This is a genomic window from Arthrobacter sp. 49Tsu3.1M3 (assembly GCF_900168135.1).
In the GTDB taxonomy this organism is placed as follows: Bacteria; Actinomycetota; Actinomycetes; order Actinomycetales; family Micrococcaceae; genus Arthrobacter.
This window is the reverse complement of sequence record NZ_FUZD01000008.1, coordinates 60,641-83,956: the sequence shown is the minus strand read 5'-3', so window position 1 is coordinate 83,956 and position 23,316 is coordinate 60,641. Positions and strand designations below refer to the sequence as shown.

The window sequence follows — 23,316 nt, the reverse complement described above, 5'->3', positions numbered from 1 at the left end:
CGGAGGCAGAAAACACGCAGAGAGCCGGCCGAAGACAGGCAGAGAGTCCGCAGAAGCCAGTAGCCGGCCGAAGGCAGCGACGGGCACGAACCTGCGGAACCTGGCCCGGTCTGCAAGGGAAGGCCCGGCCGGTAAGGGAAAGGAGGCGCAAACAAGGGAGGACCGGAGCCAATGCTCCGGTCCTCCCGTCTCGGCGTCGTGCCTAGCGCCGCTTCTTCTTCGCAGCGCGGCGGCCGATGTCCTGTGCCGCGGCCTTGGCCGGGTTTCCCGAACGCCCGGAGGCCTTCGCCTCGACCCGGGTCTGGGCGGCACCGTCCTCGCCAGGGGCGGTGTACTGCAGCTGCGCGGGTTTCTCCGGGGCTTCGAGCCCGGCAGCATGGATCTGCGGCTCGTGGTGTTCGGTGTGCTGGCCCTCGGCGTCCGCCACCACAACATCCTCGGCCGGCGTCACTTCGACGTCGAGGTTGAACAGGAAGCCCACGCTCTCCTCGCGGATGGCCTCCATCATGGCCTGGAACATGATGAAGCCCTCGCGCTGGTACTCCACCAGGGGGTCACGCTGGGCCATGGCGCGCAGCCCGATGCCCTCCTTGAGGTAGTCCATCTCGTAGAGGTGTTCCTGCCACTTGCGCCCGATGACGGACAGGACCACCCGGCGCTCGAGTTCGCGCATGCTCTCGGAGCCAATCGCCTGTTCCCTGGCCTGGTAGACCAGACGGGCGTCGGAAAGAATCTCTTCCCGGAGGAACTCGGCCGTGATCCGGGACTTGCCGCCGGCCTCGTCAATGACGTCGCGCGGGGTGAAGCTCACCGGGTACAGGGTCTTGAGGTTGGACCACAGGAGGTTGAAGTCCCAGTCATCGCCGGTGCCCTCGGCTGTGGCTTCGTCGATGAAGGCGTTGATGGTGTCTTCCAGGAAGTACTGGACCTTCTCGTGGAGGTCATCGCCCTCGAGGATGCGGCGCCGGTCACCGTAGATCGCCTCGCGCTGGCGGTTCAGGACGTCGTCGTACTTCAGCACGTTCTTGCGCTGTTCGGCGTTGCGGCCTTCCACCTGGCCCTGGGCCGAGGCGATGGCGCGCGAGACGAGCTTGGATTCGAGTGCGACGTCGTCGGGCACCGAGCTGTTCATCAGCCGTTCGGCTGCGCCGGAGTTGAACAGGCGCATCAGGTCATCGGTCAGGGAGAGGTAGAACCGGGACTCGCCGGGGTCGCCCTGGCGTCCGGAACGGCCGCGGAGCTGGTTGTCGATGCGGCGGGACTCGTGCCGTTCGGTGCCGAGGACGTAGAGTCCGCCCAGGTTCAGGACTTCCTCGTGTTCGTCCTTGACGGCCTGCTTGGCGGCTTCGAAGACCTCGGGCCACGCGGCCTCGTATTCCTCGGAGTTCTCCTCCGGGTCCAGGCCGCGTTTGGCCATCTCGGCGACGGCGGTGAATTCTGCGTTGCCGCCAAGCATGATGTCGGTACCGCGGCCGGCCATGTTGGTCGCGACCGTGACGGCGGCCTTGCGGCCGGCCTGGGCCACGATGGAGGCTTCACGGGCATGGTTCTTGGCGTTCAGGACCTCGTGCCGGACGCCTTCCTTGGCCAGCAGCCGGGAGAGGTATTCGCTCTTCTCGACGCTGGTGGTGCCGACGAGGACCGGCTGGCCGTTTTCGTGGCGTTCGGCGATGTCCTTGACGACTGCGTCGAATTTGACGGTCTCGTTCTTGTAGACGAGGTCGGCCTGGTCGATCCGTGTCATGTCGCGGTTGGTCGGGATGGCAACGACGCCGAGCTTGTAGGTGCTCATGAACTCGGCGGCCTCGGTCTCGGCCGTGCCGGTCATGCCCGCGAGCTTGTCGTACATGCGGAAGTAGTTCTGCAGCGTCACGGTGGCGAGGGTCTGGTTCTCGGCCTTGATCTCGACGCCTTCCTTGGCTTCGATGGCCTGGTGCATGCCTTCGTTGTAGCGGCGGCCGGCGAGAATGCGGCCGGTGTGCTCATCGACGATCAACACCTCGCCGTCGAGGATGACGTAGTCCTTGTCGCGCTTGAACAGCTCCTTGGCCTTGATGGCGTTGTTCAGGAAGCCGATCAGGGGCGTGTTGGCGGACTCGTAAAGGTTGTGGATGCCGAGGTAGTCCTCGACTTTTTCAATGCCGGCCTCGAGGACACCGACGGTGCGCTTCTTCTCATCGACCTCGTAGTCGGTCTCGGCCTGCAGGCGGGTGACCACCTTGGCGAACTCGCTGTACCAGCGGTTGGTGTCCCCCTGGGCCGGACCGGAGATGATGAGCGGGGTGCGGGCCTCGTCGATGAGGATCGAGTCCACTTCGTCGACGATGGCGAAATGGTGGCCGCGCTGGACGAGTTCCGAGCTGTCCCACGCCATGTTGTCGCGCAGGTAGTCGAAGCCGAATTCGTTGTTCGTTCCGTACGTGATGTCCGCAGCGTACTGCTCGCGGCGCAGCGCAGGGTCCTGGTTGGAGAGGATGCAGCCACTGGTGAGGCCGAGGAAGCGGTAGACGCGGCCCATGAGGTCTGACTGGTATTCGGCGAGGTAGTCGTTCACGGTGACGACGTGGACGCCCTTGCCGGTGAGGGCGTTGAGGTAGGCCGGAGCGGTGGCCACCAGGGTCTTGCCTTCACCGGTCTTCATTTCCGCGATGTTGCCCAGGTGCAGGGCGGCGCCGCCCATGAGCTGGACATCGAAGTGGCGCATGCCGAGGGTACGGGACGAGGCCTCGCGCACGGCCGCGAACGCTTCGGGCAGCAGATCGTCGAGCTTCTCGCCGGCCTGGTGGCGTTCGCGCAGCCGGTCGGTTTCTTCCCGGAGCTCGGCGTCCGTGAAGGTCTGGAAGGAGCTCTCCAGGGCATTGATGGAATCGGCATAGTTCCGCAGTTGCCGCAGGGTTTTTTTGTCACCCGTGCGGAGAAGTTTTTCGATAAGTGATGCCACGTGAAGTTGCTCCCAGTCTCAAGCTGCCGAATTCTGGCGTGTTTAGTCTACGGGAGAGACGCAAGGCCGGTGGCGCCTGTTCCCTCACAGCGGATAGTGCGGTTTAGCGGGCAGCCACGGCTTCGGCGAGCGCCGGCGCAAGGTTCCCCGTTGGCGAGACAACTACGTCGTCCAGTCCCAGCCACTCTGCCATGAGCTGCAGTTCCGCGGCGAGTTCGACGGCGGTGTCCTCCGGCGCGCAGGGTTCGGCATGGGCGGCCCTGGCAAGGAGCCGTCCGCCGGCCCGGTCCGCTTTGAGGTCGACCCGTGCGACGATCGCGTCGCGGAGCAGGAACGGCAGCACATAGTAGCCGTACTTCCGCTTCGGCTCGGGCGTGTAGATCTCGATCCGGTAGTGGAACCCGAAGAGCTCCTCGAGCCGCCGGCGTTCGAACACGAGGGAGTCGAAGGGGCTCAGGAGCGCCCGGCCCGTGGCCGAACGCGGCATTTTCGCCTCCACGTGGCGGTAGACGGGCCGGTCCCAGCCGGTGACCGTGACCGGCTGCAGCCGGCCGCTGTCCACGAGGTTCCGGACGGCGACGGCGGCGTCCTTCTGCGGTGTCCGGAAGTAGTCGGCGAAGCATCGCACCGTCCCGATACCGTGGGCCTGGGCCGCGGCGTCGATCAGCCGGTCCATGGCGGCGGCCGCATCCGGTTCGGGTGCCGCCGCTTCCTGGCCCGGTCCGGGGAGCACCCGGGCGGTGAGGGTGTAGCGCCGTTCGAAGGAATCGGTCCGCGAGGATGCGGAGACAAGTCCCTCTTCGAAGAGATGTTCCAGCACCCTTTTGACGGCGTTCCAGTTCCAGCCCCAGTTGTCCCGCTGCTGGTCTTCCACGTGGCCGAGCCGGGCTGTCAGTTCGGCGGCGGTCAGCGGCTTCCCGCCGGCCAGGGTGTCGAGGATCTTGGCCGCCACCCCGTTGCGCAGCTCGGGGTCCATCGCGTGCGCCCCCACCCATTTGCGGCTCTGCCACTGCACGAGGTCGTGGAAGTGGTCCGGGCGGATGAAGCAGGCCTCGTGGGCCCAGTACTCCATCATCCGGCGCGGGTGGGTTCCCGCCATGCGCGCCAGGATGGTGCGGTCGTAGTTGCCGAGCCGCGAGAAGAAGGGCAGGAAATGGCTGCGGGAGACGACATTGACGGAGTCGATCTGAACCAGGTGCAGCCGGGCAAAGGTACGGCCCACCGCCCGTGCACTCACGGGTCCGGCGGGCCGTTCCTTCTCCAGTCCCTGGGCTGCCAACGCGATCCGCCGTGCCTGTGCCAGGCTCAGCGATGCTTGCACGTTAGTCCCTTCGTCGGAAAAGTCTGCACCAGCTTATGCGCTGGCGGGCTCATCCTCTGAACGGTAGGCCAGGATTTTGTCTTCCAGACTCGAATGTCCGGGCTCGCACGTCTGGTCCAGGGAGATGACCCCGTAGGTCCAGCCGTCACGGCGGTAGACGACCGACGGCGCCTTGGTCTCCTTGTCCACGAAAAGATAGAAGTCGTGACCCACAAGTTCCATGTTGTCGACGGCGTCATCGAGGGTGAGCTGGGACGCGGCGAACACCTTCCGGCGGATCAGCACCGGCGAGTCGCCAGCCGGAATATCGTTCTCGACCTCATACGGCGACCTCTCTGCCGCCGTCGCCTGGGTCTCCTGCTGCTGCGCCGCCTCCACATAGAGGGGTTCGCTGGGGCTGGCCGGCTCCAGGGCTGCCGTCGCCTCGGTGACGGACTTCGGGGTATGCCGGCCGTGGTGGACCTTTCTGCGGTCGCGGGCCCTGCGCAGGCGTTCAAGAAGCTTGTTGTAAGCGAGATCGAACGCAGCGAACTTGTCGGCGGCACTCGCTTCTGCGCGGATTACTGGGCCGCGTCCCAGGACTGTCAACTCAACCGTGAGCGATTCGGCGGTCTGGCGGGCTTTGGTCTCTTTGGTGACCTTCGCGTCTACCCTCTGGACCTTGTCTCCCAACGACGCGATCTTTGAGATCTTGTCGTCGGCATATTCGCGGAACCGGTCTGAGACCGTCAAGTTGCGTCCGCTGATCATGAACTCCATGGTGCCCTCCAAATGACTTCGGTGACACGACGGCGGTACTTCCCGGGGGCCGATCTGACTGACAGTCGAGCCCCTTTCCGAGCCGCTATCGACAGGTACATCTGTTCTTGGTACCCATCTTCGACGTTAGTTCATAGACACCTGTTATTCATCCTTTTACGGTTTATTTTTTTGGCTCCCGCCGATCATCCGCGCCGCCGCGGGGCTGCCGGCGCCGACATCGGTGGCGGCCGGCGGGCGTGTCGCGGCCAGCACAACAGCGCCGCCGACAATGGCCCCCGCGGCCCGGAGCGCACGGGCCGCCTCCGCCAGGGTGGCGCCGGTGGTCAGCACGTCATCGACGATGATGCAGACACGTCCTTCGACCCGTGCAGGCCACGGACCGGACCTGGCCCGCATGGATCCGCGCACGCGCCGGGCGCGCTCACCCCGGCCCAGTCCCTTCTGTCCGCCCTGTCCGCTCTGTCCGCCGGACAGGGTGCCGGCCCCTGTGGGGCCGCTCCGCAACCGGCCCCACAGGGGCAAAGCCGGGGGTTTCGTGTTCCGCGCGGGCGGCACGGATTTCCTCAGCGCGTCCGCGACGGTAAATTCTGGGAGTTCATCGCCGCGGACGAGCCGACGGAGCAGGAGATGGACGGGGCTGAAACCCCGCCTGCGGTAGGCGGCGGCGCTCGTGGGCACGGGGACGAGGACGGGTCCCTGCCCGGGCCCGGACGCGGCGTGGAGGGCGCGCGCCAGGCTCCGGGCCAGCTCGGCGCCCAGCCTGCCCTGCCCGTGGCTTTTGAAGGACAGCAGGCACTGCGCGAGCTCGGCCCGGTATGCCCCGGCCGCTACCACGGGCAGCAGCACGGAGCCGTCCATGTCCATCAGGGCCGGCGCCTGGGCCTCTGCCCGGAACGGCCGGAGCGTCAGCAGGCGCAGCTTCCGGGAGCACGCGCCGCACAGTGCCGAGTCCTCCGCCCCGCAGCAGACGCAGTCCACTGGAATGGCCAGGGCGAGCACCTCAGCCGCCGCTTCGGCTGTCCTGTCGCCCAGCCTCGCCAGCGGCCGCGCGTAGCTCCCGCGGTGTCGCGCCGCCCTGGCCGCGGCCGGGGCGAGGTCAGGGTCCGCTGCCTGGACGCGGGTGGTGTGGCTGCCCATGCTCCGATCCTGGACCGGGTGCGCCTCCGGCAGTAGCCTGGCGGGCCGCTATGTGGACAACACCGCGGCCGGAACCTTCGCGGAACCTTCACCGGATCCGTGTGACGGCGGCACCGCCGTCGTCGTCGCCGACGTCCGAGGGGCCCCGGTCAGCCGTGGTCCGAGGGGGCCCCGGCTGACCGGGGAACGAGGGGGCCTCGGTCAGCCGGGGAACGAGGGGTCGATGGGGCCTTTGAGCTGCGGTGACCAGCCGTTGCCCAGCCGCTGGAAGATCCCTTCCGCGGACTGACCGTAGATCTCGGCCGGTCCGTTGCCTGCGCTGAGGGCGGTCAGGCCCGGCCACGGCGCCAGCTGCTGCGGCTGTGCCGAGGTCAGCGACAACAGCTCGGGGGTGACGGCATCGCTGGCTGAGGCCTTCATGACCGCGACTGTGGTGTCATCCACCCAGACGCCTTGGTCCGGATCCCGGGGAGTCAGGAGGGTCAGGGGCACGGTCAGGTCCCTCGGGGTGCCGTCCGCGTTCCGGATGATCCCGGTGATCTGGACCTTGCTCTTGCCGTTCTGCTGCGAAATGACGAGGGCACGCGTGCCGTCCCGGGAAATCCGGAACTCCTTGACCGTCCGGCCCGAGAGCCATCCAGGCGACAGGGTCACCGTGGGCACGCTGGCGTTCTCCGCCACACCGACCGGCCGGTAGGCCACCACCTCGGTGGCGCCGCCGGCACCCGGCCCGGCGGTCCAGACCCAGTCATAGCGGCCGAACGAAGGCCGGGACAGCGCGGCCCGCGTGGTCAGCGCCCTGGCGGGCTGGCCCGGAACGATCGAGTACAGCGTGGTGCGGGCGGCGTTGAGGAACGCGGCCGCCTGCGACTCGGTGGACTCCGCAGGCGCCCGGGGTGAGAGGGCTGCGACGGACCGGACATCCGGGAGCGGTGAAATCCTGTTGTTTTCGTACCGGACCAGGTCATTGTTGCTGACGGCGATCTGGTAAGCCGGGACGCTTTCGTCCTGGACCGGAGGCAGGACCGTGCCGTTGTCCTCGACGCGCACCAGGTCCTGGTTGGCCCGGAGCTCAACGTTGATCACATCCGGCTGGCTGCGGAACGTCAGGGCCAGTTGCGTCTGCATCCGCAGCCGGTCCTCGTTGGAGGCCTCGACCAGGTCCTTGGCGGTGAGGTCCACCTGCGCGGCCCCGGATACCACGGGCACTGATTCGCGGGCCAGCTTGATGCCCGAAGGGAATGCGCTGACGACGGCGCCCTTGAGGTAGGGGGCGGGTCCGCCCAGGAGCGCGCTCGTCATGGCTTTGACGGTCTTCTTGCGGATGAACCACCGGACGTCGGGCACCGCGTAGGTGAACGTGGGGTCATAGAAGTAGATCGGGTACGCGCCGTAAATGACCTTGAAGGTCTCTTCCGGAATGGCCGTGCCGTCAGGAAGATCGGAGATTCGCCACTCGCCGTCCACCTGGGTCACGGTGACGGGTATGTTTTCGGTGGTGCCCTCGGGAAGCTGCGTGGCCACGCCGTCGGCGTCCACCGAATAGGCGAGGTCGAGCTGGTAGTTGAAGACATTTTCGACGCCGGTGGCCACCACCGTGGCCTTGCGGAACACGAGCGCCCGCTGGTCCGGCTTCCACGTCACCGACGAACCCTGGGTAAGGTACTGCCGGGCCACGGCGTAGTCGTCCTCGTAGCCGCTGCCGGCGAGGTAGAAGTCTTCGATCACCGCTTCGGGTCCGGCGCCGGGACGCGGCGCGGCCGGAAAGAAGACCGGGGCGTTAGGGTTTCCCGCACTCTCGTCCGTGCTCTTGCCCACCGGCCCTGAGCGCGGAATCTGGGCGCACGAGGTCAACAGAAGCAGGATGAGCGCCAGCAGCGCAGCCCCCACGCGGGTAAACCTGCCCGAAACCCCACTCATGCCCTGCCCTCCGTCCCGGTCCCCCGGGGGCCGGCCGAGCCGCCGTCCGGGATAGCCCCGCCGGCGGCACCGCTGCCGCCGTCGCCAGAAAAGTCGTCATCGAAACCGTCATCGAAACCGTCCGCGGACCCCTCAACACCGGTCCCGCGGCCCGCGGTCCGGAGCGGGTCCAGCAACACCACGGTCCGCTGGCGGCCTGCCTCGGGGAGCCCGACGTTGACCGGTTCGAGCTGGAGCGGAGATCTGGTGATCGGCTCGTCCCGGCGCAGGGGAAGTGTCAGGCGGAAGTTCGACCCTTGCCCCTTGCTCCCCCAGGCCTGCAGCCAGCCGTCGTGGAGCTTGGTGTCCTCGGCGGCAATGGACAGTCCCAGCCCGCTGCCGCCCGTGGTGCGGGCCCGGGCCGGATCGGCGCGCCAGAAGCGGTCGAAGACGCGCGCCGCCTCAGCCGGTGTCATGCCGATTCCGTGATCCCGTACGGCCACGGCCACGGCGGTGCCGCTGGCGGCCACGGAAACGTTCACCGGCCGGCCCTCGCCGTGTTCGAGGGCGTTCAGGATCAGGTTGCGCAGGATCCGGTCGATCCTGCGGTCGTCCATGTCGACAATGACGCTGCCGGCCGGGGCGTTGAGGGTGACGGCGGACCCGTATTCGGCGGCGACGGGCGCCACCCCCTCGATGACATGCGCGACAAGCTGCACGATGTCGGTGGGCTCGGCGTCCAGGGTGGCGGCGCCGGCGTCAAAGCGGGAGATTTCCAGCAGGTCCGCCAGGAGCGACTGGAAGCGTTCCACCTGGTTGTAGAGCAGCTCAGCGGAGCGCTTGTTGATGGGGTCGAAGTCCTCGCGGGCGTCATAAAGGACTTCGGCGGCCATGCGCACCGTCGTGAGCGGGGTGCGGAGCTCGTGGGAGACATCGGAGACGAACCGCTGCTGCATCTGCGACAGCGTGGCCAGCTGGGTGATTTGCTCCTGGAGGCTTGCGGCCATGTGGTTGAACGACGCGCCCAGGCGGGCAACCTCGTCCTCGCCCTTGACCACCATGCGCTCCTGCAGCTGGCCGGCGGCGAGCTTCTCGGAGACGACGGCGGCATGGCTGACCGGGCTGACCACGTTGCGGGTCACGTACCAGGCGACGCCGCCGATCATGAGCACCAGCAGCGCACCGCCGGCCAGCAGGACATTCTGGATCTCGTCGAGGGTCTTCTGCGCCGTGTTGAGGTCATAGATGAGGTAGAGCTCGTAGACGGTGCCGTTGAAGGTCACCTTGTTGCCGACGGCGATGCCGGGCCGGTCTTCGGTCCCTACCGGGAACTGGGTGGACGCCCAGTACTGGTCCTTGCCCGAGTCCTGCACAGCCTTGCGCAGGTCCGGGGGGATGACGCCGATGGTGAGCTGGTCCGAGGCCCGGGATTCAACCCAACGGTTGCGCGGTTTGGTCTGCTCCGGCATCGCCTCGAAGACGTAGCGTCGCTGGATCACGGATCCGCGGCCTTCGACGGCGTTCAGGGTGTCATAGACCAGGGTGATGACGCTGGACTGGTCGGTGACCTGGGCGCCGTCGAACGTGTCCTGGACCTGCTTGACGTTGTAGCGCGTCTCCGATTCGGCCTGGGCGAGCCGTTCCTGGAACAGGTTGTTGGCGATCTGGTTGGACAGGTAGGCGCCCACCACCGCGAACGAGCCCATGGCCAGCATCAGCGTGGTCAGGACCGTCCGGAACTGCAGCGAACGCCGCCACTTCCGCTGTAACGCCCGGAGCAGGTACAGGATGCCGGGCCACAGGCGCTGCATGCCGGTGCGGACCAGCCGCGCGACCCGGACGCCAACGATCCTCGCGCGTTTGGCCCACAAGCGGGTCCGGAAGGCCAGACGCCGCCAAGGGGCCGGTCCGCCGCCGGGCGTTTCGGGCGCCCGGGGCGCGGACGACCCGGGCGATGACGCCGCGGACGATTCAGCCGGCGCCGCGGATGACTCTGGCGATGACGCCACAGACGACTCGGCCGGCGCCGCCACGGACGACTCGGCCGGCGGCGCCGTCTCCGTTGCTATGGACTGCCGGACACTGCGGTCCGCAGGCTCAGGAACCTGCTTTATAGCCGACACCACGGACCGTCAATACAACTTCGGGGGCTTCCGGGTCGCGTTCGATCTTGGACCTCAACCGCTGGACGTGGACATTGACCAGCCGGGTGTCTGCGGCGTGCCGGTAGCCCCAGACCTGCTCCAGGAGCAGTTCGCGCGTGAATACCTGCCACGGCTTGCGGGCCAGGGCGACGAGGAGGTCGAATTCCAGCGGCGTCAAGGAGATCCGGTCGTTGCCGCGGCTGACCAGGTGGCCGGCCACGTCGATCGTGACATCGGCGATCCGCAGGGTTTCCGGTGCCTTCTGGTCACCCGGGCGGAGCCTGGCCCGGACCCGGGCGACCAGCTCGGCGGGCTTGAACGGCTTGGGCACATAGTCATCGGCCCCGGACTCGAGGCCGCGGACCACATCCGAGGTATCCGCCTTGGCCGTGAGCATCACGATCGGGACGTCGGACTCGGCACGGACCTGGCGGCAGACTTCAATGCCGTCCATCCCCGGAAGCATGAGATCGAGTAGGACGAGGTCCGGCTTGGAGGAGCGGAACACGTCCAGCGCCTGTGCGCCGTCCGCGCAGAAGACGGGTTCGAAGCCGTCATTGCGCAGCACAATACCGATCATCTCGGCCAGAGCCTCGTCATCATCCACTACCAGAATGCGTGCCTTCATAGTTATATATTCCCCCATTGAATTGGCTTTGTCGTATCGGGCGGCCCACCGGCATGGTGCAAACGGGCCTGCCACCGCTGCCGGAACCCCGCCGGAACCGGCCCCGGACCGCGCCGGAACTGGGCCGGAGCGCGGGCCGCTGTGACAATTGCCGCGTTGTCCTGCATGCTGTGGACAGGCCCAGTGAACCGGCCCGGACCGCAGGAGGAACCCGTGAATACCCCGATCTACCAGCGTGCCCTGGGCAGCGACTTTGCCCGGCTTCAGCCGGAGCTTCAAGAATACTTTGCTTTGGCACCGGGATCCGGCCACTACGGCGTCGGCGAGGGGGTGTTCGACGTCGTCGGCTGCCGGCAGGCCTGGCTGCGTCCCCTGCTGCGGCTCACCACCGGCGAGCAGGCCTTCTTCCCCGAGTACGGCGAGGGCGTCCGCTTCCGGATCGAGAACCACGCCCACCTGGACCCGTTCGGCAGGTCAAGCCTGACGGCCCGCCGGGAAATCTTCTTCCCGGACACCACCCGGTTGTTCCAGGACACCACCAGCTTTGATGACGGCGGGCGCGGGCGCGGGCCCGGGCTCGTGGACTACGTGGGCCGGTACAGGCGGCTCGTCACCGACCTCAACCTCAGCGTCACGCCGGAGGGCCGGCTCCGCGGCGTGTCCGAGGCCTCGCGGCTGTTCCTGGGACCGCTCCGGATTCCGCTGCCGGCGGCCCTCGACGCCAAGGCCTACGCCGAGCAGTGGTGGGAGCCGCAGGACGGCGGCCGGCACCGGATCCAGGTCAAGGTGATCCAGCCCCAGCTCGGTCTGGTGCTGGTCTATGCCGGCCATTTCGACTACCGGCTCGAGCCCTACCCCTCCGGTATTGCGGCGCCGGGCTACCTGCCAGGGCACGCCCGACCGGACGGCTGGGAAAGCAGGGTCTGACCGGGGCCAGCGTGGGCACCGCGGGCCCGGTCGCGGAACGGGCCGCCGGCGGCCGACGGTGCCGGGCTAGCCGAGGGCGAGCTGGTTGAGCCCGTCCGCCACCTGGGTCAGCCGGGTCAGGACCGCCGCCGCGGTGGCGGGTGAGTGCCGCGCCAGGCCCTCCGAGGGCGTGACCCGGAGCGCCCCCAGCGTGGACGCGGGCAGTCCGAGCTGCCGCCATGGGCGCCATACGTTTTCGACGACATCGCGGACCTTTGGCAGCGACGCGGCAGGATCGGCCACGTCCAGCGCGCCGGCCCAGAGCCGCTTGCCGGCCTCCACCGCGCCCGCGAGTTGTTCCCACTGGCGCGAGGTCAGGGCCCGAAGCGGCACGGCGATTCCATCCGCGCCTGCCGCCAGGATCCGTTCGAACGGCGCCTCGACCTCGGAGACGGCCACAACGGTCTCGACGGCGCCGGCGGCCCGGAGCGCGTCGATCACCAATTGCCAGGACTCGGTGACTTCCCGGCCCGGCACCGACCGCAGGGTCCGGTAACCGCTGGCGGTGGGAATGGTGCCGGCCAGCACCGACGCAATTTCAGGTTCGTCGATCTGGACGACGATCCGGGCACCGGGGGCAGCCGCGGCCACCCGCTTGAGGTAGCCTTCCACGCCGGCTGCGAGCGAGTCCGCGATGTCCCGGCGGGCACCGTAGTCGATCAGGGCCCGCTCTCCGTTGTGCAGGTGCAGCCCGGCGGCAAGGCTGAGCGGCCCGCGCAGCTGGATCTTGATATCGTCCGACGGCACTTCCTCGACGCCGATCACGTCCGCGAGGATGTTGATGTCGGTGGACAGGGCCGACTTGGCCCGCTGCAGGTCCTTGCCGGGCCGGTCCACGAACCGCCATCCATGCGGCTGGACGTCGACGGAAAGTTCCACGAGCAAAGAGGCGGTCCGGCCCAGGGCATCGGAGCCGACGCCGCGATCCGGGAGTTCGGCGAGGAACGGCAGGTGCGGGCTGCCAAGCTCACCGCGGATGATGCGGGCGGCCTCGGCCGGGTCCTCGCCCGGCCAGGGGCCAAGGGCGGTCGCGGTTACCTGGCCCGGTGCGGGCTCGTCTGGTGCTGCCATGGCTAGGCGTCTGCGCCGCGGGCGGCGTCCGCGGAGCCGGAGGCCTGCGCGGCCTGGTGGTCCTCGGCGATGGCCTCGTGGTGGCGGATGACCTCGCCGATGATGAAGTTCAGGAATTTCTCCGCGAAGGCCGGGTCCAGGTGGGCCTCGGCGGCGAGGTGCCGCAGCCGGGCGATCTGCGCCGTTTCACGGCCCGGGTCACCGGCCGGAAGTTGATGCGCGGCCTTGAGGAAGCCGACCTTCTGGGTGGCTTTGAAGCGTTCGGCGAGGAGGAAGACCAGGGTGGCATCGATGTTGTCGATGCTGGAGCGGATCGACAACAGCTCCGCCATGACCGCGGGATCCACGGAACCGGCCAGCGAGCTTGCCGCCGGGTCGTAGGTATCGGTTTCGGGAAGAGTGGGGTTCTGCTCGGTCATTGACCCAGTCTAGGGGTTCGGCGGCCAATGCCTCCCGCTGTTAAGCACCGTTGCAGGTGCCCGCGGAGACACAACTGGGCATGCCCACCGTTCGTAGCGAACGGTGGGCATGCCCAGTGGTTGTGGCCCTGCCGGAGTCCGGGCCGGCGCAGGATCGGGCCGCGCTCAATCGGGCCGGTGCCCGCTTCTGGCAGTTAGCTGTGGAGCACGGCCTTGAATGCCTCGCGGCGCCTGGCCTGTTCGTCGGGGTCCGGAACGGGCAGCGACGCGATGAGTTTCTTCGTGTAGTCGTGCTGCGGGTTCCCCATTACCTGGTTGCCGAGGCCCTGCTCCACCATCTTGCCCTTGTAGAGCACGCCGACCCAGTGGGAGAGCATGTCCACCACGGCGAGGTCGTGGCTGATGAACAGCGCCGCGAAGCCGAACTCCTGCTGGATCTCCTTGAACAGCTCCAGCACCACGGCCTGCACGGACACGTCCAGGGCCGACGTCGGCTCGTCGGCGATGAGCAGCTTCGGGTTCAGGATGAGCGCCCGCGCCAAGGAGGCGCGCTGGCGCTGGCCGCCGGAGAGTTCGTGCGGGAACCGGTCAGCGTACGACGCCGGCAGCTGCACGGACTCGAGCAGCTCGCCGACCCTCTTGCGTGCCTCGGCCGCGGTCGGGTTGGAGTGGATGATGAGCGGTTCCGCCACGCAATCGCCGATGGTCAGCTGCGGGTTGAACGAGGCCGCCGGGTCCTGGAACACGAAGCCGATCTCCTTGCGGAGCGGCTTGAAGGTGCGCTCCTTAAAGTTCAGCATCTCGTAGCCCAGCACATTCAGGCTGCCGCCCGTGGTGCGGTTCAGGCCGGCGATTGCCCGGCCGATGGTGGTTTTGCCGGAGCCGGACTCCCCCACCAGGCCGAAGACTTCGCCTTCGGAGACGGTGAAGCTGACGCCGTCGACGGCCTTGAACGCCGGGCTGCCGAGCCGCCCCGGATACTCGATGGTCAGGTTCTTTGCCTCGACCAGCACCTTGCCGCCCTGGTGGGCGCGTTCGACCATGCCCTCCGAGGCGGAGTTGCGGCCCAGGTGCGGGACGGCGGCGAGGAGCTTCTTGGTGTAGTCCTCCCTGGGCTCGGCGAACAGCACCCGTGAGGATGCCTCCTCCACGACGTCGCCCTGGTACATGACCACGACGCGGTCGGCGAGGTCGGCGACGACGCCCATGTTGTGCGTAATCAGCACGATGGAGGTCCCGTAGTTGTCGCGCAGGTCCCGCAGCAGTTCAAGGATCTCGGCCTGCACGGTGACATCCAGGGCGGTCGTGGGCTCGTCGGCCACGATGAGGCCAGGGTTCAGGGCCAGCGCGGCGGCAATCACGACGCGCTGTTTCTGGCCGCCCGAGAACTGGTGCGGGTAGTAGTTGACCCGGGTTTCCGGGTCCGGGATGCCAACTTTGCGGAGGGCGTCAATGGCCCGCGCCTTGGCTTCCTTGGCCGAGACCTTGCTGCGGCCGCCGCTGCCGGCGTGTGCACGGATGCCTTCGGCGATCTGCCACCCCACGGTGAAGACCGGGTTGAGGGCGGTGGATGGCTCCTGGAACACCATGGCCACGTCCCGGCCCCGGATCTCCCGCAGCTTGGCTTCGCTGACGCTGATGACGTTGTTGCCGTTGATCAGGACAGCGCCCTGGCTGATGGCCGTCTCCGGTAGAAGTCCCAGGATGGTCTTGGCCGTCACGGTCTTGCCGGATCCCGACTCACCAACAATGGCGACGACTTCGCCGGGGTTGACCTCGAGGCTGACGTCCTTGACGGCGTACACATCCCCTGCGTCGGTTGCGAACGTGACCCTGAGATGGTCGATGTCCAGGACCGGACCTGCGCCCGTTCCGGGCTTGTCGATGTTGGTGGTCATGGAAGTCTCACTTCTGCTTCGGGTGCGGCCTGCGCGCCGGCGGTGGAGTCGGGTCCGCCCTTGCCAGCGACAGCCTTCTTGCGGCCCCGCAGGCGGGGGTCGTTGAGGTCGTTGATGCTCTCACCGACGAGGGTCAGTCCAAGCACGGTCAGGACGATCGCCGTACCGGGGTAGACACCGGTCCACCAGATGCCCGAGGAGGCGTCTGCAATGGCCTTGTTCAGGTCATAGCCCCACTCGGCGGCGGAGGTCGGTTCGATGCCGAACCCCAGGAAGCCAAGGCCCGCCAGGGTCAGGATGGCCTCGGACGCATTCAGCGTGAAAATCAGCGGCAGCGTGCGGGTTGCGTTCTTGAAGATGTGCCGGCCCATGATGCGGATGCTGGAGGCACCCACCACCTTGGCCGATTCGACGTACGGCTCCGCCTTCAGCCGGATGGTCTCGGCCCGGATGACGCGGAAGTACTGGGGGACGAACACCACCGAGATGGAAATGGAGCAGGCAACAATGCCTCCCCAGAAACTGGACTGGCCGTGGCTGATGACGATTGACATCACGATGGCCAGCAGCAGGGACGGGAAAGCGTAGATCGCATCGGCGACCACCACGAACACCCGGTCGAGCCAGCCGCCGAAGTAGCCGCTGACGAGTCCGAGGGCTACGCCGAGGAAGATCGACATCGCGACGGCGACGATGATCACCACGGCGGCCGTCTGGGCACCCCAGAGCACCCGCGAATAGACGTCATAGCCACCAACCGTGGTGCCCCAGATGTGGGCCGGGCTGGGGGGCTGCTGCGTCGGGAAGGGACCGGCGGCGTCGCTGAGCTGGGCAAACCCGTAGGGCGCGATCCACGGCGCAAACACGGCGACGAGCAGGAAGACGGCGGCCAGCACCATGCCCGTGACGAGCATGCCGCGCTGCAGCCCGACGCTCGAGCGGAAATGCGAGATCACCGGCAGCCGGTAGATGAGGGGCTGCTTGCGCCCACTTACTTTGGTTGCATTCATGGCTAGTACCTCACTCGCGGGTCGATCAGGGCTGCGACGACGTCCACGATGAAGTTCGTGACGGCAACGATGACCGCCAGCATTACGACGATTCCCTGGACTGCGACGAAGTCGCGGGCGTTCAGGTATTGCACCAGCTGGTACCCAAGGCCCTTCCACTCGAAGGTGGACTCCGTGAGGACGGCGCCGCCGAGCAGGAGGGCAATCTGGAGCCCCATGACGGTGATGATCGGGATGAGGGCAGGCTTGTAGGCATGCTTGGTCACGAGCCGGTAATTACTGACGCCACGGGACCTGCCGGCCTCGACGTAATCCTTGCCGAGCGTGCCGATGACGTTGGTGCGGACCAGCCGCAGGAAGACGCCTGCCGTCAGAAGCCCGAGGGTGAGTGCGGGGAGGACTGAATGGGCCGCGACGTCGCCGAACGCGGTCATGTTGCCGCTGCGCAAGGCATCCAGCCAGTAGATCCCGGTCGGTGCGGCCAGGCTTCCCATGGCCAGTTCGGTCCTGGTGGAGGCACGTCCCGCGACGGGCAGCCAGCCGAGCCAGACGGAGAAGGCCAGCTTCATGAGCAGGCCGGCGAAAAACACCGGGGTGGCGTAGCAGAGGATGGCGAAGAACCGCAGGACGGCGTCGGGTGCCTTATCCCGCTTGTAGGCGGAGATAAGCCCAAGCGGGATGCCGACCAGGAGCGCCACGATGAGGGCATTGATGGCCAGTTCCAGGGTTGCCGTGCCGAACGTGATGATCATTTCGACCACGGGCCGGCGGTCGGTGATGGTGGTGCCGAAGTTGCCGGTCGCCACCTGGCCCACGTATTCGAGGTACTGCACGAGGATCGGGCGGTCGTAGCCGGCGTCGTGGATGCGCTGGGCGAGCGCCTCCGGGGGAAGCCTGCCGCCCTGGGCGGCGGTGATGGGGTCGCCGATGACCCGCATCAGGAAGAAGACCAACGTCACCAGAATGAATATGGTCGGAATGATCAGGAAGAACCGGATCAGGATGTAGGTCCCCAAGCCCCCACCCGAGGATTTTTTCTTGGACGGAAGAAGTCCGTCGGCGTCGTTGAGCGGCGCCTCAGTCAATGTTGTCATTGGTACCTAAGATTGTGCTGTCGCGGCCTTGGGCGGGCCGGCGTGAACTGCAGGGTGCGGCAATGACCAGCAAAGGCGGGGCGCCTCGAGGGCGCCCCGCCTGGCAGGCTGGTCAGGACAGCACAGGTGCAGCCTTACTTGGAAATAGTTCCCAAACGGAACTTGAAGGAGGCATCGAGGGTGGAATCGACACCCTTGACACCGCTGCCGGAAATGGCAACCTGCGCGCCCTGGAGCAACGGAAGCGTGGAGATGTCCTTGGCGAGGGCATTCTGCGCATCCTTGATCGTGGACTCGCGTTCAGTCTTATCGACGGTGGTGAGCTGCTTGCTGATCAGGTCGTTGACGGTCGGGTTGTTGTAGTGGTTCTTCAGGAAGCCGCCCTCCGGGAAGAACGGGGTCAGGTAGTTGTCGGCGTCGCTGAAGTCCGGGAACCAGCCAAACTGGAACAGCGGGTATTCGTCGGCGCGGCTGGCCTTGCTGTAGGTGACCCATTCGGTGGACTGCAGGTTGACCTTGAACAAACCGGACTTCTCCAGCTGGTCCTTGATCATGGCGTACTCGTCGCCGGAGGACTTGCCGTAGTGGTCCGGGTTGTACTGCAGGTTCATCGAAACGGGGGTCGTCACACCGGCGTCGGCCAGGACCTTCTTGGCCTTGTCCAGGCTCGGCTTGCCGGCGTCGCCGTAAGCGTCCTTGAACGATTCGTTGGCACCGAGGAAGCCGCTGGGAACGTTGGAGTACAGCGGCAGGTAGGTGCCCTTGTAGACCTGGTCCGCGATGGACTGGCGGTCAACGAGGTTCGCGATGGCCTGGCGGACGGCGAGCGCCTTGGCCGGATCGGCGTCGGCAGCCTTGGCACCGAACGGCATCGTGTCGAAGTTGAACGTGATGTAGCGGATTTCGCCGCCGGGGCCAACGTTGACCTTGACCTTGGAGTCCTTCTTGAGGTCATCGACGTCGGTGGCGCTCAGGCTGCGGTTCGCGACGTCGATGTTGCCCTGCTGGATGTCCAGCTTCATGTTGGTGGGATCGGCGTAGTACTTGATCGTGGCGGCGTCGTTGGCCGGCTTGCCGAGGACTCCCTGGTAGTCAGGGAAGGCCTTGAAGCTGATCAGCTCGTTCTTCTTGTACGTGTCGATCGTGTACTGGCCGTAGAAGGCCTTGGCCTTGACGATCGAGTCGTCATCGAGCAGTTTGTCGGCCGGGAAGACTTCATCGTCGACGATCGGCGCGGCGGGGCTGCTGAGGATCTGCGCGAAAGTCTGGTCGTTCGCCTGCTTCAGCTTGAAGACCACGGTGTTGGCATCGGGGGCGGTGATGCTTTCGATGTTGGTCAACAGGCTGGCGGGACCGGCGGGATCGTTGATCTTGGTCTGCCGGTCGAAGGAGAACTTGACGTCCTTGGAGTCGAGCGTGTGACCGTTGGCCCACTTGAGGCCCGGCTTCAGCTTGACCGTGTACTCGTTCGGAGAGGTGAAGGACGCGGACTCGGCCAGGTCGGGCACGGGATCTGCGCCGCCGGGCTTCGAGTTGAGGAGGAAGGAGTAGATCTGGTTCATCACCATGAACGAACCGTTGTCGTACGCGCCAGCCGGATCCAAGGCTGTGACCTTGTCCGTGGTGCCGTAGGCGATCGGACCGCTTGCCGCGGCTGATGACCCGCCAGAGCCGCCGGTCGGCCCGGTGCAGGCCGTCAGTGCAAAGGCGGAAACCCCGGCCAGCGCGATGACGCTCTGCCAGGCCTTTTTGTTCATTGCCATCTGTGAACTTTCTGTTCGATGCGTTCTAGCGCAGCCCAAAGTGAAACGAAGGACTCGTCGGGCGGCACGCTTTGCTGATCCCTAGATTCAACCAGACAATCATTCGGTAAAACGTTGCATTTTGTGAGTTGAGACACAAAATTTACACGATTCGAAGGTTTCTCTCATTTTCTTCAGGATTCCGCCCGGATCTTCGGCAGGGTCGCTGGCCTGTCGGCCGTGGGCACAACGACGAAGGGTCCCGCCATCTGGCGGGACCCTTCGCTGAATTCGGTGGGGCGGGCGGCTAGAGCGCGGCCCGCTGCAGTGAGCGCGCGGCATCGATCGTGGCCTGGCCGAGCACGCGGCTGCCCTGGTAGAGCACCACCGTCTGGCCGGGGGCCACGCCGCGCAGCGGCTCGGTGAGGGTGACCACAAGCTCTTCGTCCGCCATGTGCGCGCGGGCAGGGACGGGGTCGCCGTGGGCGCGGACCTGGGCGTAGCAGTCAAACTCCTCGCCGGTCGCCACCTCGGCGATGGGCAGCCCCGCCCAGGAGACCTTGATGCCCCGGATTTCGTCGATGGCGAGCAGGGCCTCCGGGCCCACCACCACCTTGTTCTCCTTGGGCCGGATCTCCAGCACGAACCGCGGCTTGCCGTCCGCGGCCGGGGTGCCGAGCTTCAGCCCGCGGCGCTGGCCCACGGTGAACGCGTTGGCGCCCGGGTGCTCGCCGACCTTCGCGCCGGATTCGTCCACGATGTCCCCCGTGGTCATGTCAATCTTCTCGGCGAGCCAGCCGGCGGTGTCGCCGTCGGGAATGAAACAGATGTCGTGGCTGTCCGGCTTGTTCGCCACGGAGAGGCCGCGGCGCTCCGCCTCCGCGCGGACCTCGGCCTTGGACGGCGTCTCGGCCAGCGGGAACATCGAGTGCTTGAGCTGCTCGTGGGTCAGCACGCCCAGCACATAGCTCTGGTCCTTGGCCCAGTCCGCAGCGCGGTGCAGTTCGGGGTTGCCGTCGGCATCCGTGATGACCTTCGCATAGTGGCCGGTGCACACGGCATCGAAGCCCAGGGCGATGGCCTTCTCCAGCAGGGCCGCGAACTTGATCCGCTCGTTGCAGCGCATGCAGGGATTGGGGGTGCGGCCCGCGGCGTACTCATCGATGAAGTCCTGGACGACATCTTCCTTGAACCGCTCGGAAAAGTCCCAGACGTAGTACGGGATCCCGAGGATGTCGCACGCACGCCAGGCGTCGCGGGAGTCCTCGATCGTGCAGCAGCCGCGGCTGCCGGTTCGCAGGGTGCCCGGCATCCGGGACAGCGCGAGGTGGACGCCGACGACGTCGTGCCCCGCCTCGACGGCGCGGGCGGCGGCAACGGCGGAATCGACGCCGCCACTCATGGCTGCAAGAACTCGCATACTGGCTTTCTCTAGGGTTCGGGGTGGCACAGGCTCCGGGGTTGCTGTTCGCAGCTGCGGTGCTGCCGGGATTTTACTGCCGGGCTTTCACTACTGGGTTTGACCGCAGTGCTGCTGCTGGCCTCCGGAAATAGCACAATGCCTGCCCCGCCATTCTATCGCCACGCCGAATCCTCCCCAAAAGGCCTTGACGGGACCGTCTCCCCCTTCTAGCGTCAGGACAAGCGGTTTTAGAAAACGGAAGCGCGCCGACGCGGGAAACGAGCGGACATGGCTGTCGGGAACATCGTGATCGTGGGCGGCGGACTGGCCGGCGCCACCGCCGCCAAAACAGTGCGGGCGGAGGGTTTCAGCGGTCCGGTGGTGCTGGTGGCCGCCGAGTCCCACCAGCCGTACCTGCGCCCGCCGCTGTCCAAGGAATACCTGCTGGGCAAGGCAGGCGAGGACGCCCTGCCGGTGGTACCCGAGGACTGGTACGACGCGAACGACGTCGACCTCCGGCTCGGCGTCCAGGTCACGGCGCTGGACCCGGCCGCCCGGGCTGTGGTTCTGGATGACGGGCGGCGGCTGGAGTACGGCTCGCTCCTGCTTGCCACGGGAGCGCGGCCCAGGACCATCCCGCTGCCCGGCAGCGGGCTCGAGGGCGTCAGCACGTTCCGGACGGTCGAGGACAGCCGGCGCCTGCACGCCCGCCTTGCCGGCGGTGGTCTGCACGTGGTCATGGTCGGGTCCGGGTGGATCGGGATGGAACTGGCCGCTGCCGCCAGCACCTTTGGAAACACCGTCACCCTGATGGGACTGGAGGACGTACCGCTGGGCGCGGCGATAGGCCCGGACCTGGGCGCCTTCTTCCGCGATCTGCACGAGGCCCACGGGGTTCGGTTCAGGCTTCCGGCGTCCGCTGCCGAGATTCAGGGGTGGTTTGGACGGGCGACGTCAGTGGTCACCGATTCGGGCGAAGTCCTGCCCGCCGACCTCGTGGTCATCGCCGTCGGCGTTGCGCCGGAGGTCGGGTTGGCCGAGGCTGCCGGCCTCGGGATCCGCAACGGCATCCTCACCGACGCGTCGCTGCGGACCTCGGCGCCCGGGATCTTCGCCGCCGGCGACGTCGCCAACGCCCTGCACCCGTTCACCGGGGAACACCACCGCAGCGAGCACTGGTCCAATGCCCTCAATGGCGGCAAGGTGGCAGCGAAGGCGATGCTCGGCCTCGACGCCGCACTGGACACCATCCCGTACTTCTACACGGACCAATACGACGTCAGCATGGAGTACTCGGGCTTCCCGACGCTCGTTGCCGGCCCGCCGGTCATCCGCGGCTCGCTCGCGGACAAGGAGTTCATTGCGTTCTGGCAGCGCGAAGGCCACGTGATCGCCGGAATGAATGTCAACTGGCCCCGCGCTGCCAAGCCGCAGAAGGCGATCAAGGCGCTCATCAACGCCCGCACCGCCGTGAGCCCGGACCTGCTTGCCGACTCTTCGCTACCCCTGGATCAGCTCCTGGATTAGCCCCTGGACTAACTCCTGGATTAGCTCCCTGCGGAAGCCTGACGGGCAGCCTCGCGCGCCACCGTTCCGGCGGTCTGAATGCTGGACTCGTGCCCGGCCATGCCGGCCTGGCGGGCCCGCGCGTAGGCGCCCGGCAACGCGGCGAGCAAGGCATCGACGTCGGCGTCGGCCGAGGAATGCCCGAGCGTAAAGCGCTGGGCCCCCCTCGCCGTGTCCTCGTCCAGGCCCATCGCCAGCAGCACATGGGAGGGCCGCGGAACACCCGCGGTGCAGGCGGAGCCCGTGGAGGATTCGACACCGGCGAGGTCCAGCAGGAACAGCAGCGAGTCTCCTTCGCAGCCGGGGAACGTGAAGTGTGCATTGCCGGGCAACCGCCCGGGGCCCGGGGCGCCCCGCAGGACGGCCTCGGGGACGGCCGCACGGACCCCCTCGATCAGCCGGTCCCGAAGGGCCGCGATCCTGGCGGCTTCCTCGGGGAGTTTCGCGGCAACGGCCTCGGCGGCCGCGGCAAAAGCGGCAATCGAGGCGGTGTCCAGCGTCCCGGACCGGACGTCGCGTTCCTGCCCGCCGCCATGCTGGACCGGCGTCAGCTTCACCGCCCGGCCCAGGATCAGCGCGCCCACGCCGACCGGTCCGCCGATTTTGTGCCCGGAGACGGACATGGCGTCCAGGCCCGTTCCGCGGAAGTCAACGGGCACGGAGCCGAAGGCCTGGACGGCGTCGGAGTGGACGGGTACGCCGGCGGCGTGCGCGAGTTCCACAACCCGGGCGACGGGCTGGATGGTGCCGACCTCGTTGTTGGCCCACATGACGCTCACCAGTGCGATCGAGCCCGGATCCCGGGACAGTTCGGCTTCGAGCACGGCCAGGTCCACGACGCCCGCGGCGTCCACGGGGAGCCAGCACACGTCGGCGCCTTCATGCCGTTCGAGCCATTCGACGGTGTCCAGCACCGCGTGATGTTCGACGGCGGAACAGAGGATGCGGGTCCGCGCCGGGTCCTCGGCACGGCGGGCCCAGTACAGGCCCTTGACCGCCAGGTTGTCCGCCTCGGTCCCGCCCGAGGTGAAGATGACCTCCGAGGGATGGGCGCCGGCGGCCGCGGCGAGTACTTCCCGCGCGTCCTCCACCGAGCGCCGGGCACGGCGGCCCGACCCATGCAGCGAGGAGGGATTGCCGGTCCGGGCCAGTTCGCGCGTCAGTGCGGCCAGCGCTTCCGGGGCGAGGGTGGTGGTGGCGGCGTGATCGAGGTAGACAGGCACAGCCCAATTCTACCTGCGCGCGCCCGGGCCGCCGCGGTGCCAGGCGAAGGCACGGCGGCCGGACGAAGGCACGGTGCCAGGGCAAAGGCACCG

General features: G+C 67.3%; 17 protein-coding genes. 2 read left to right on the top strand and 15 right to left on the bottom strand.

From position 1 onward, the window contains the following. Positions 1–202: 202 nt before the first annotated feature. The 7 genes from secA to mtrA form a co-directional block, all read right to left on the bottom strand. Positions 203–2,941, bottom strand: a complete 2,739-nt coding sequence (gene secA / locus B5X90_RS11150; protein ID WP_079552947.1) for a preprotein translocase subunit SecA — start codon at positions 2,939–2,941, stop codon at positions 203–205. Between the two features lie 103 nt (positions 2,942–3,044). Beyond that, positions 3,045–4,262, bottom strand: coding sequence for a winged helix-turn-helix domain-containing protein (locus B5X90_RS11145; protein ID WP_079552945.1), 1,218 nt, complete (start codon positions 4,260–4,262; stop codon positions 3,045–3,047). Between the two features lie 33 nt (positions 4,263–4,295). After that, entirely contained in the window at positions 4,296–5,021 is a 726-nt protein-coding gene (gene hpf / locus B5X90_RS11140; protein WP_079552943.1) for a ribosome hibernation-promoting factor, HPF/YfiA family, read from the bottom strand. A 156-nt stretch (positions 5,022–5,177) separates the two neighbouring features. After that, positions 5,178–6,161: a ComF family protein gene (locus tag B5X90_RS11135; protein ID WP_079552941.1), complete on the bottom strand. Its 984-nt coding sequence runs from the start codon at positions 6,159–6,161 to the stop codon at positions 5,178–5,180. Between the two features lie 201 nt (positions 6,162–6,362). After that, the gene (locus B5X90_RS11130) at positions 6,363–8,081 is read right to left on the bottom strand and encodes an LpqB family beta-propeller domain-containing protein (RefSeq protein WP_079552939.1); all 1,719 of its coding nucleotides are present in this window, start codon (positions 8,079–8,081) and stop codon (positions 6,363–6,365) included. Beyond that, positions 8,078–9,949, bottom strand: a complete 1,872-nt coding sequence (mtrB, locus tag B5X90_RS11125) for an MtrAB system histidine kinase MtrB (RefSeq protein ID WP_256860186.1) — start codon at positions 9,947–9,949, stop codon at positions 8,078–8,080. Before mtrB ends, B5X90_RS11130 begins: the two co-directional genes overlap by 4 nt. A 208-nt stretch (positions 9,950–10,157) precedes the next feature. Then, positions 10,158–10,832, bottom strand: coding sequence for an MtrAB system response regulator MtrA (mtrA, locus tag B5X90_RS11120; RefSeq protein ID WP_026538469.1), 675 nt, complete (start codon positions 10,830–10,832; stop codon positions 10,158–10,160). Between the two features lie 213 nt (positions 10,833–11,045). On the opposite strand from mtrA, the gene B5X90_RS11115 reads away from it, so the two are divergent. Further along, the gene (locus B5X90_RS11115) at positions 11,046–11,759 is read left to right on the top strand and encodes a DUF4166 domain-containing protein (protein ID WP_079553074.1); all 714 of its coding nucleotides are present in this window, start codon (positions 11,046–11,048) and stop codon (positions 11,757–11,759) included. 66 nt (positions 11,760–11,825) lie between these two features. Here the strand turns inward: B5X90_RS11115 and B5X90_RS11110 are convergent, their stop codons facing one another. The 7 genes from B5X90_RS11110 to mnmA all read right to left on the bottom strand — a co-directional run bounded on the left by B5X90_RS11110 (position 11,826) and on the right by mnmA (position 20,452). Next, a complete protein-coding gene (locus tag B5X90_RS11110; protein WP_079552937.1) occupies positions 11,826–12,869 on the bottom strand; it encodes a hypothetical protein in 1,044 nt (347 codons plus the stop codon). 2 nt (positions 12,870–12,871) lie between these two features. After that, positions 12,872–13,288, bottom strand: a complete 417-nt coding sequence (locus B5X90_RS11105; protein ID WP_079552934.1) for a chorismate mutase — start codon at positions 13,286–13,288, stop codon at positions 12,872–12,874. Between the two features lie 194 nt (positions 13,289–13,482). Then, on the bottom strand, positions 13,483–15,186 hold the full coding sequence (locus tag B5X90_RS11100) for an ABC transporter ATP-binding protein (RefSeq protein WP_079552932.1): 1,704 nt from the start codon (positions 15,184–15,186) through the stop codon (positions 13,483–13,485). Continuing rightward, positions 15,183–16,196 (bottom strand): ABC transporter permease, encoded by a 1,014-nt coding sequence (locus B5X90_RS11095; protein ID WP_079552930.1) that lies wholly within the window; start codon positions 16,194–16,196, stop codon positions 15,183–15,185. The genes B5X90_RS11100 and B5X90_RS11095 overlap by 4 nt, the downstream gene beginning before the upstream one ends. 2 nt (positions 16,197–16,198) lie before the next feature. Beyond that, a complete protein-coding gene (locus B5X90_RS11090; RefSeq protein ID WP_079552928.1) occupies positions 16,199–17,290 on the bottom strand; it encodes an ABC transporter permease in 1,092 nt (363 codons plus the stop codon). 134 nt (positions 17,291–17,424) lie between these two features. Then, complete coding sequence (locus tag B5X90_RS11085) at positions 17,425–19,053, bottom strand: ABC transporter substrate-binding protein (protein WP_079552926.1); 1,629 nt, start codon at positions 19,051–19,053, stop codon at positions 17,425–17,427. 286 nt (positions 19,054–19,339) lie between these two features. Continuing rightward, a complete protein-coding gene (gene mnmA / locus B5X90_RS11080) occupies positions 19,340–20,452 on the bottom strand; it encodes a tRNA 2-thiouridine(34) synthase MnmA (protein ID WP_079552924.1) in 1,113 nt (370 codons plus the stop codon). A 270-nt stretch (positions 20,453–20,722) separates the two neighbouring features. Between mnmA and B5X90_RS11075 the strand changes: the two genes are divergently transcribed. Beyond that, entirely contained in the window at positions 20,723–21,961 is a 1,239-nt protein-coding gene (locus B5X90_RS11075; protein WP_079552922.1) for an NAD(P)/FAD-dependent oxidoreductase, read from the top strand. 20 nt (positions 21,962–21,981) lie between these two features. Here the strand turns inward: B5X90_RS11075 and B5X90_RS11070 are convergent, their stop codons facing one another. Further along, the gene (locus B5X90_RS11070; RefSeq protein ID WP_079552920.1) at positions 21,982–23,223 is read right to left on the bottom strand and encodes a cysteine desulfurase family protein; all 1,242 of its coding nucleotides are present in this window, start codon (positions 23,221–23,223) and stop codon (positions 21,982–21,984) included. Positions 23,224–23,316: the final 93 nt, after the last annotated feature.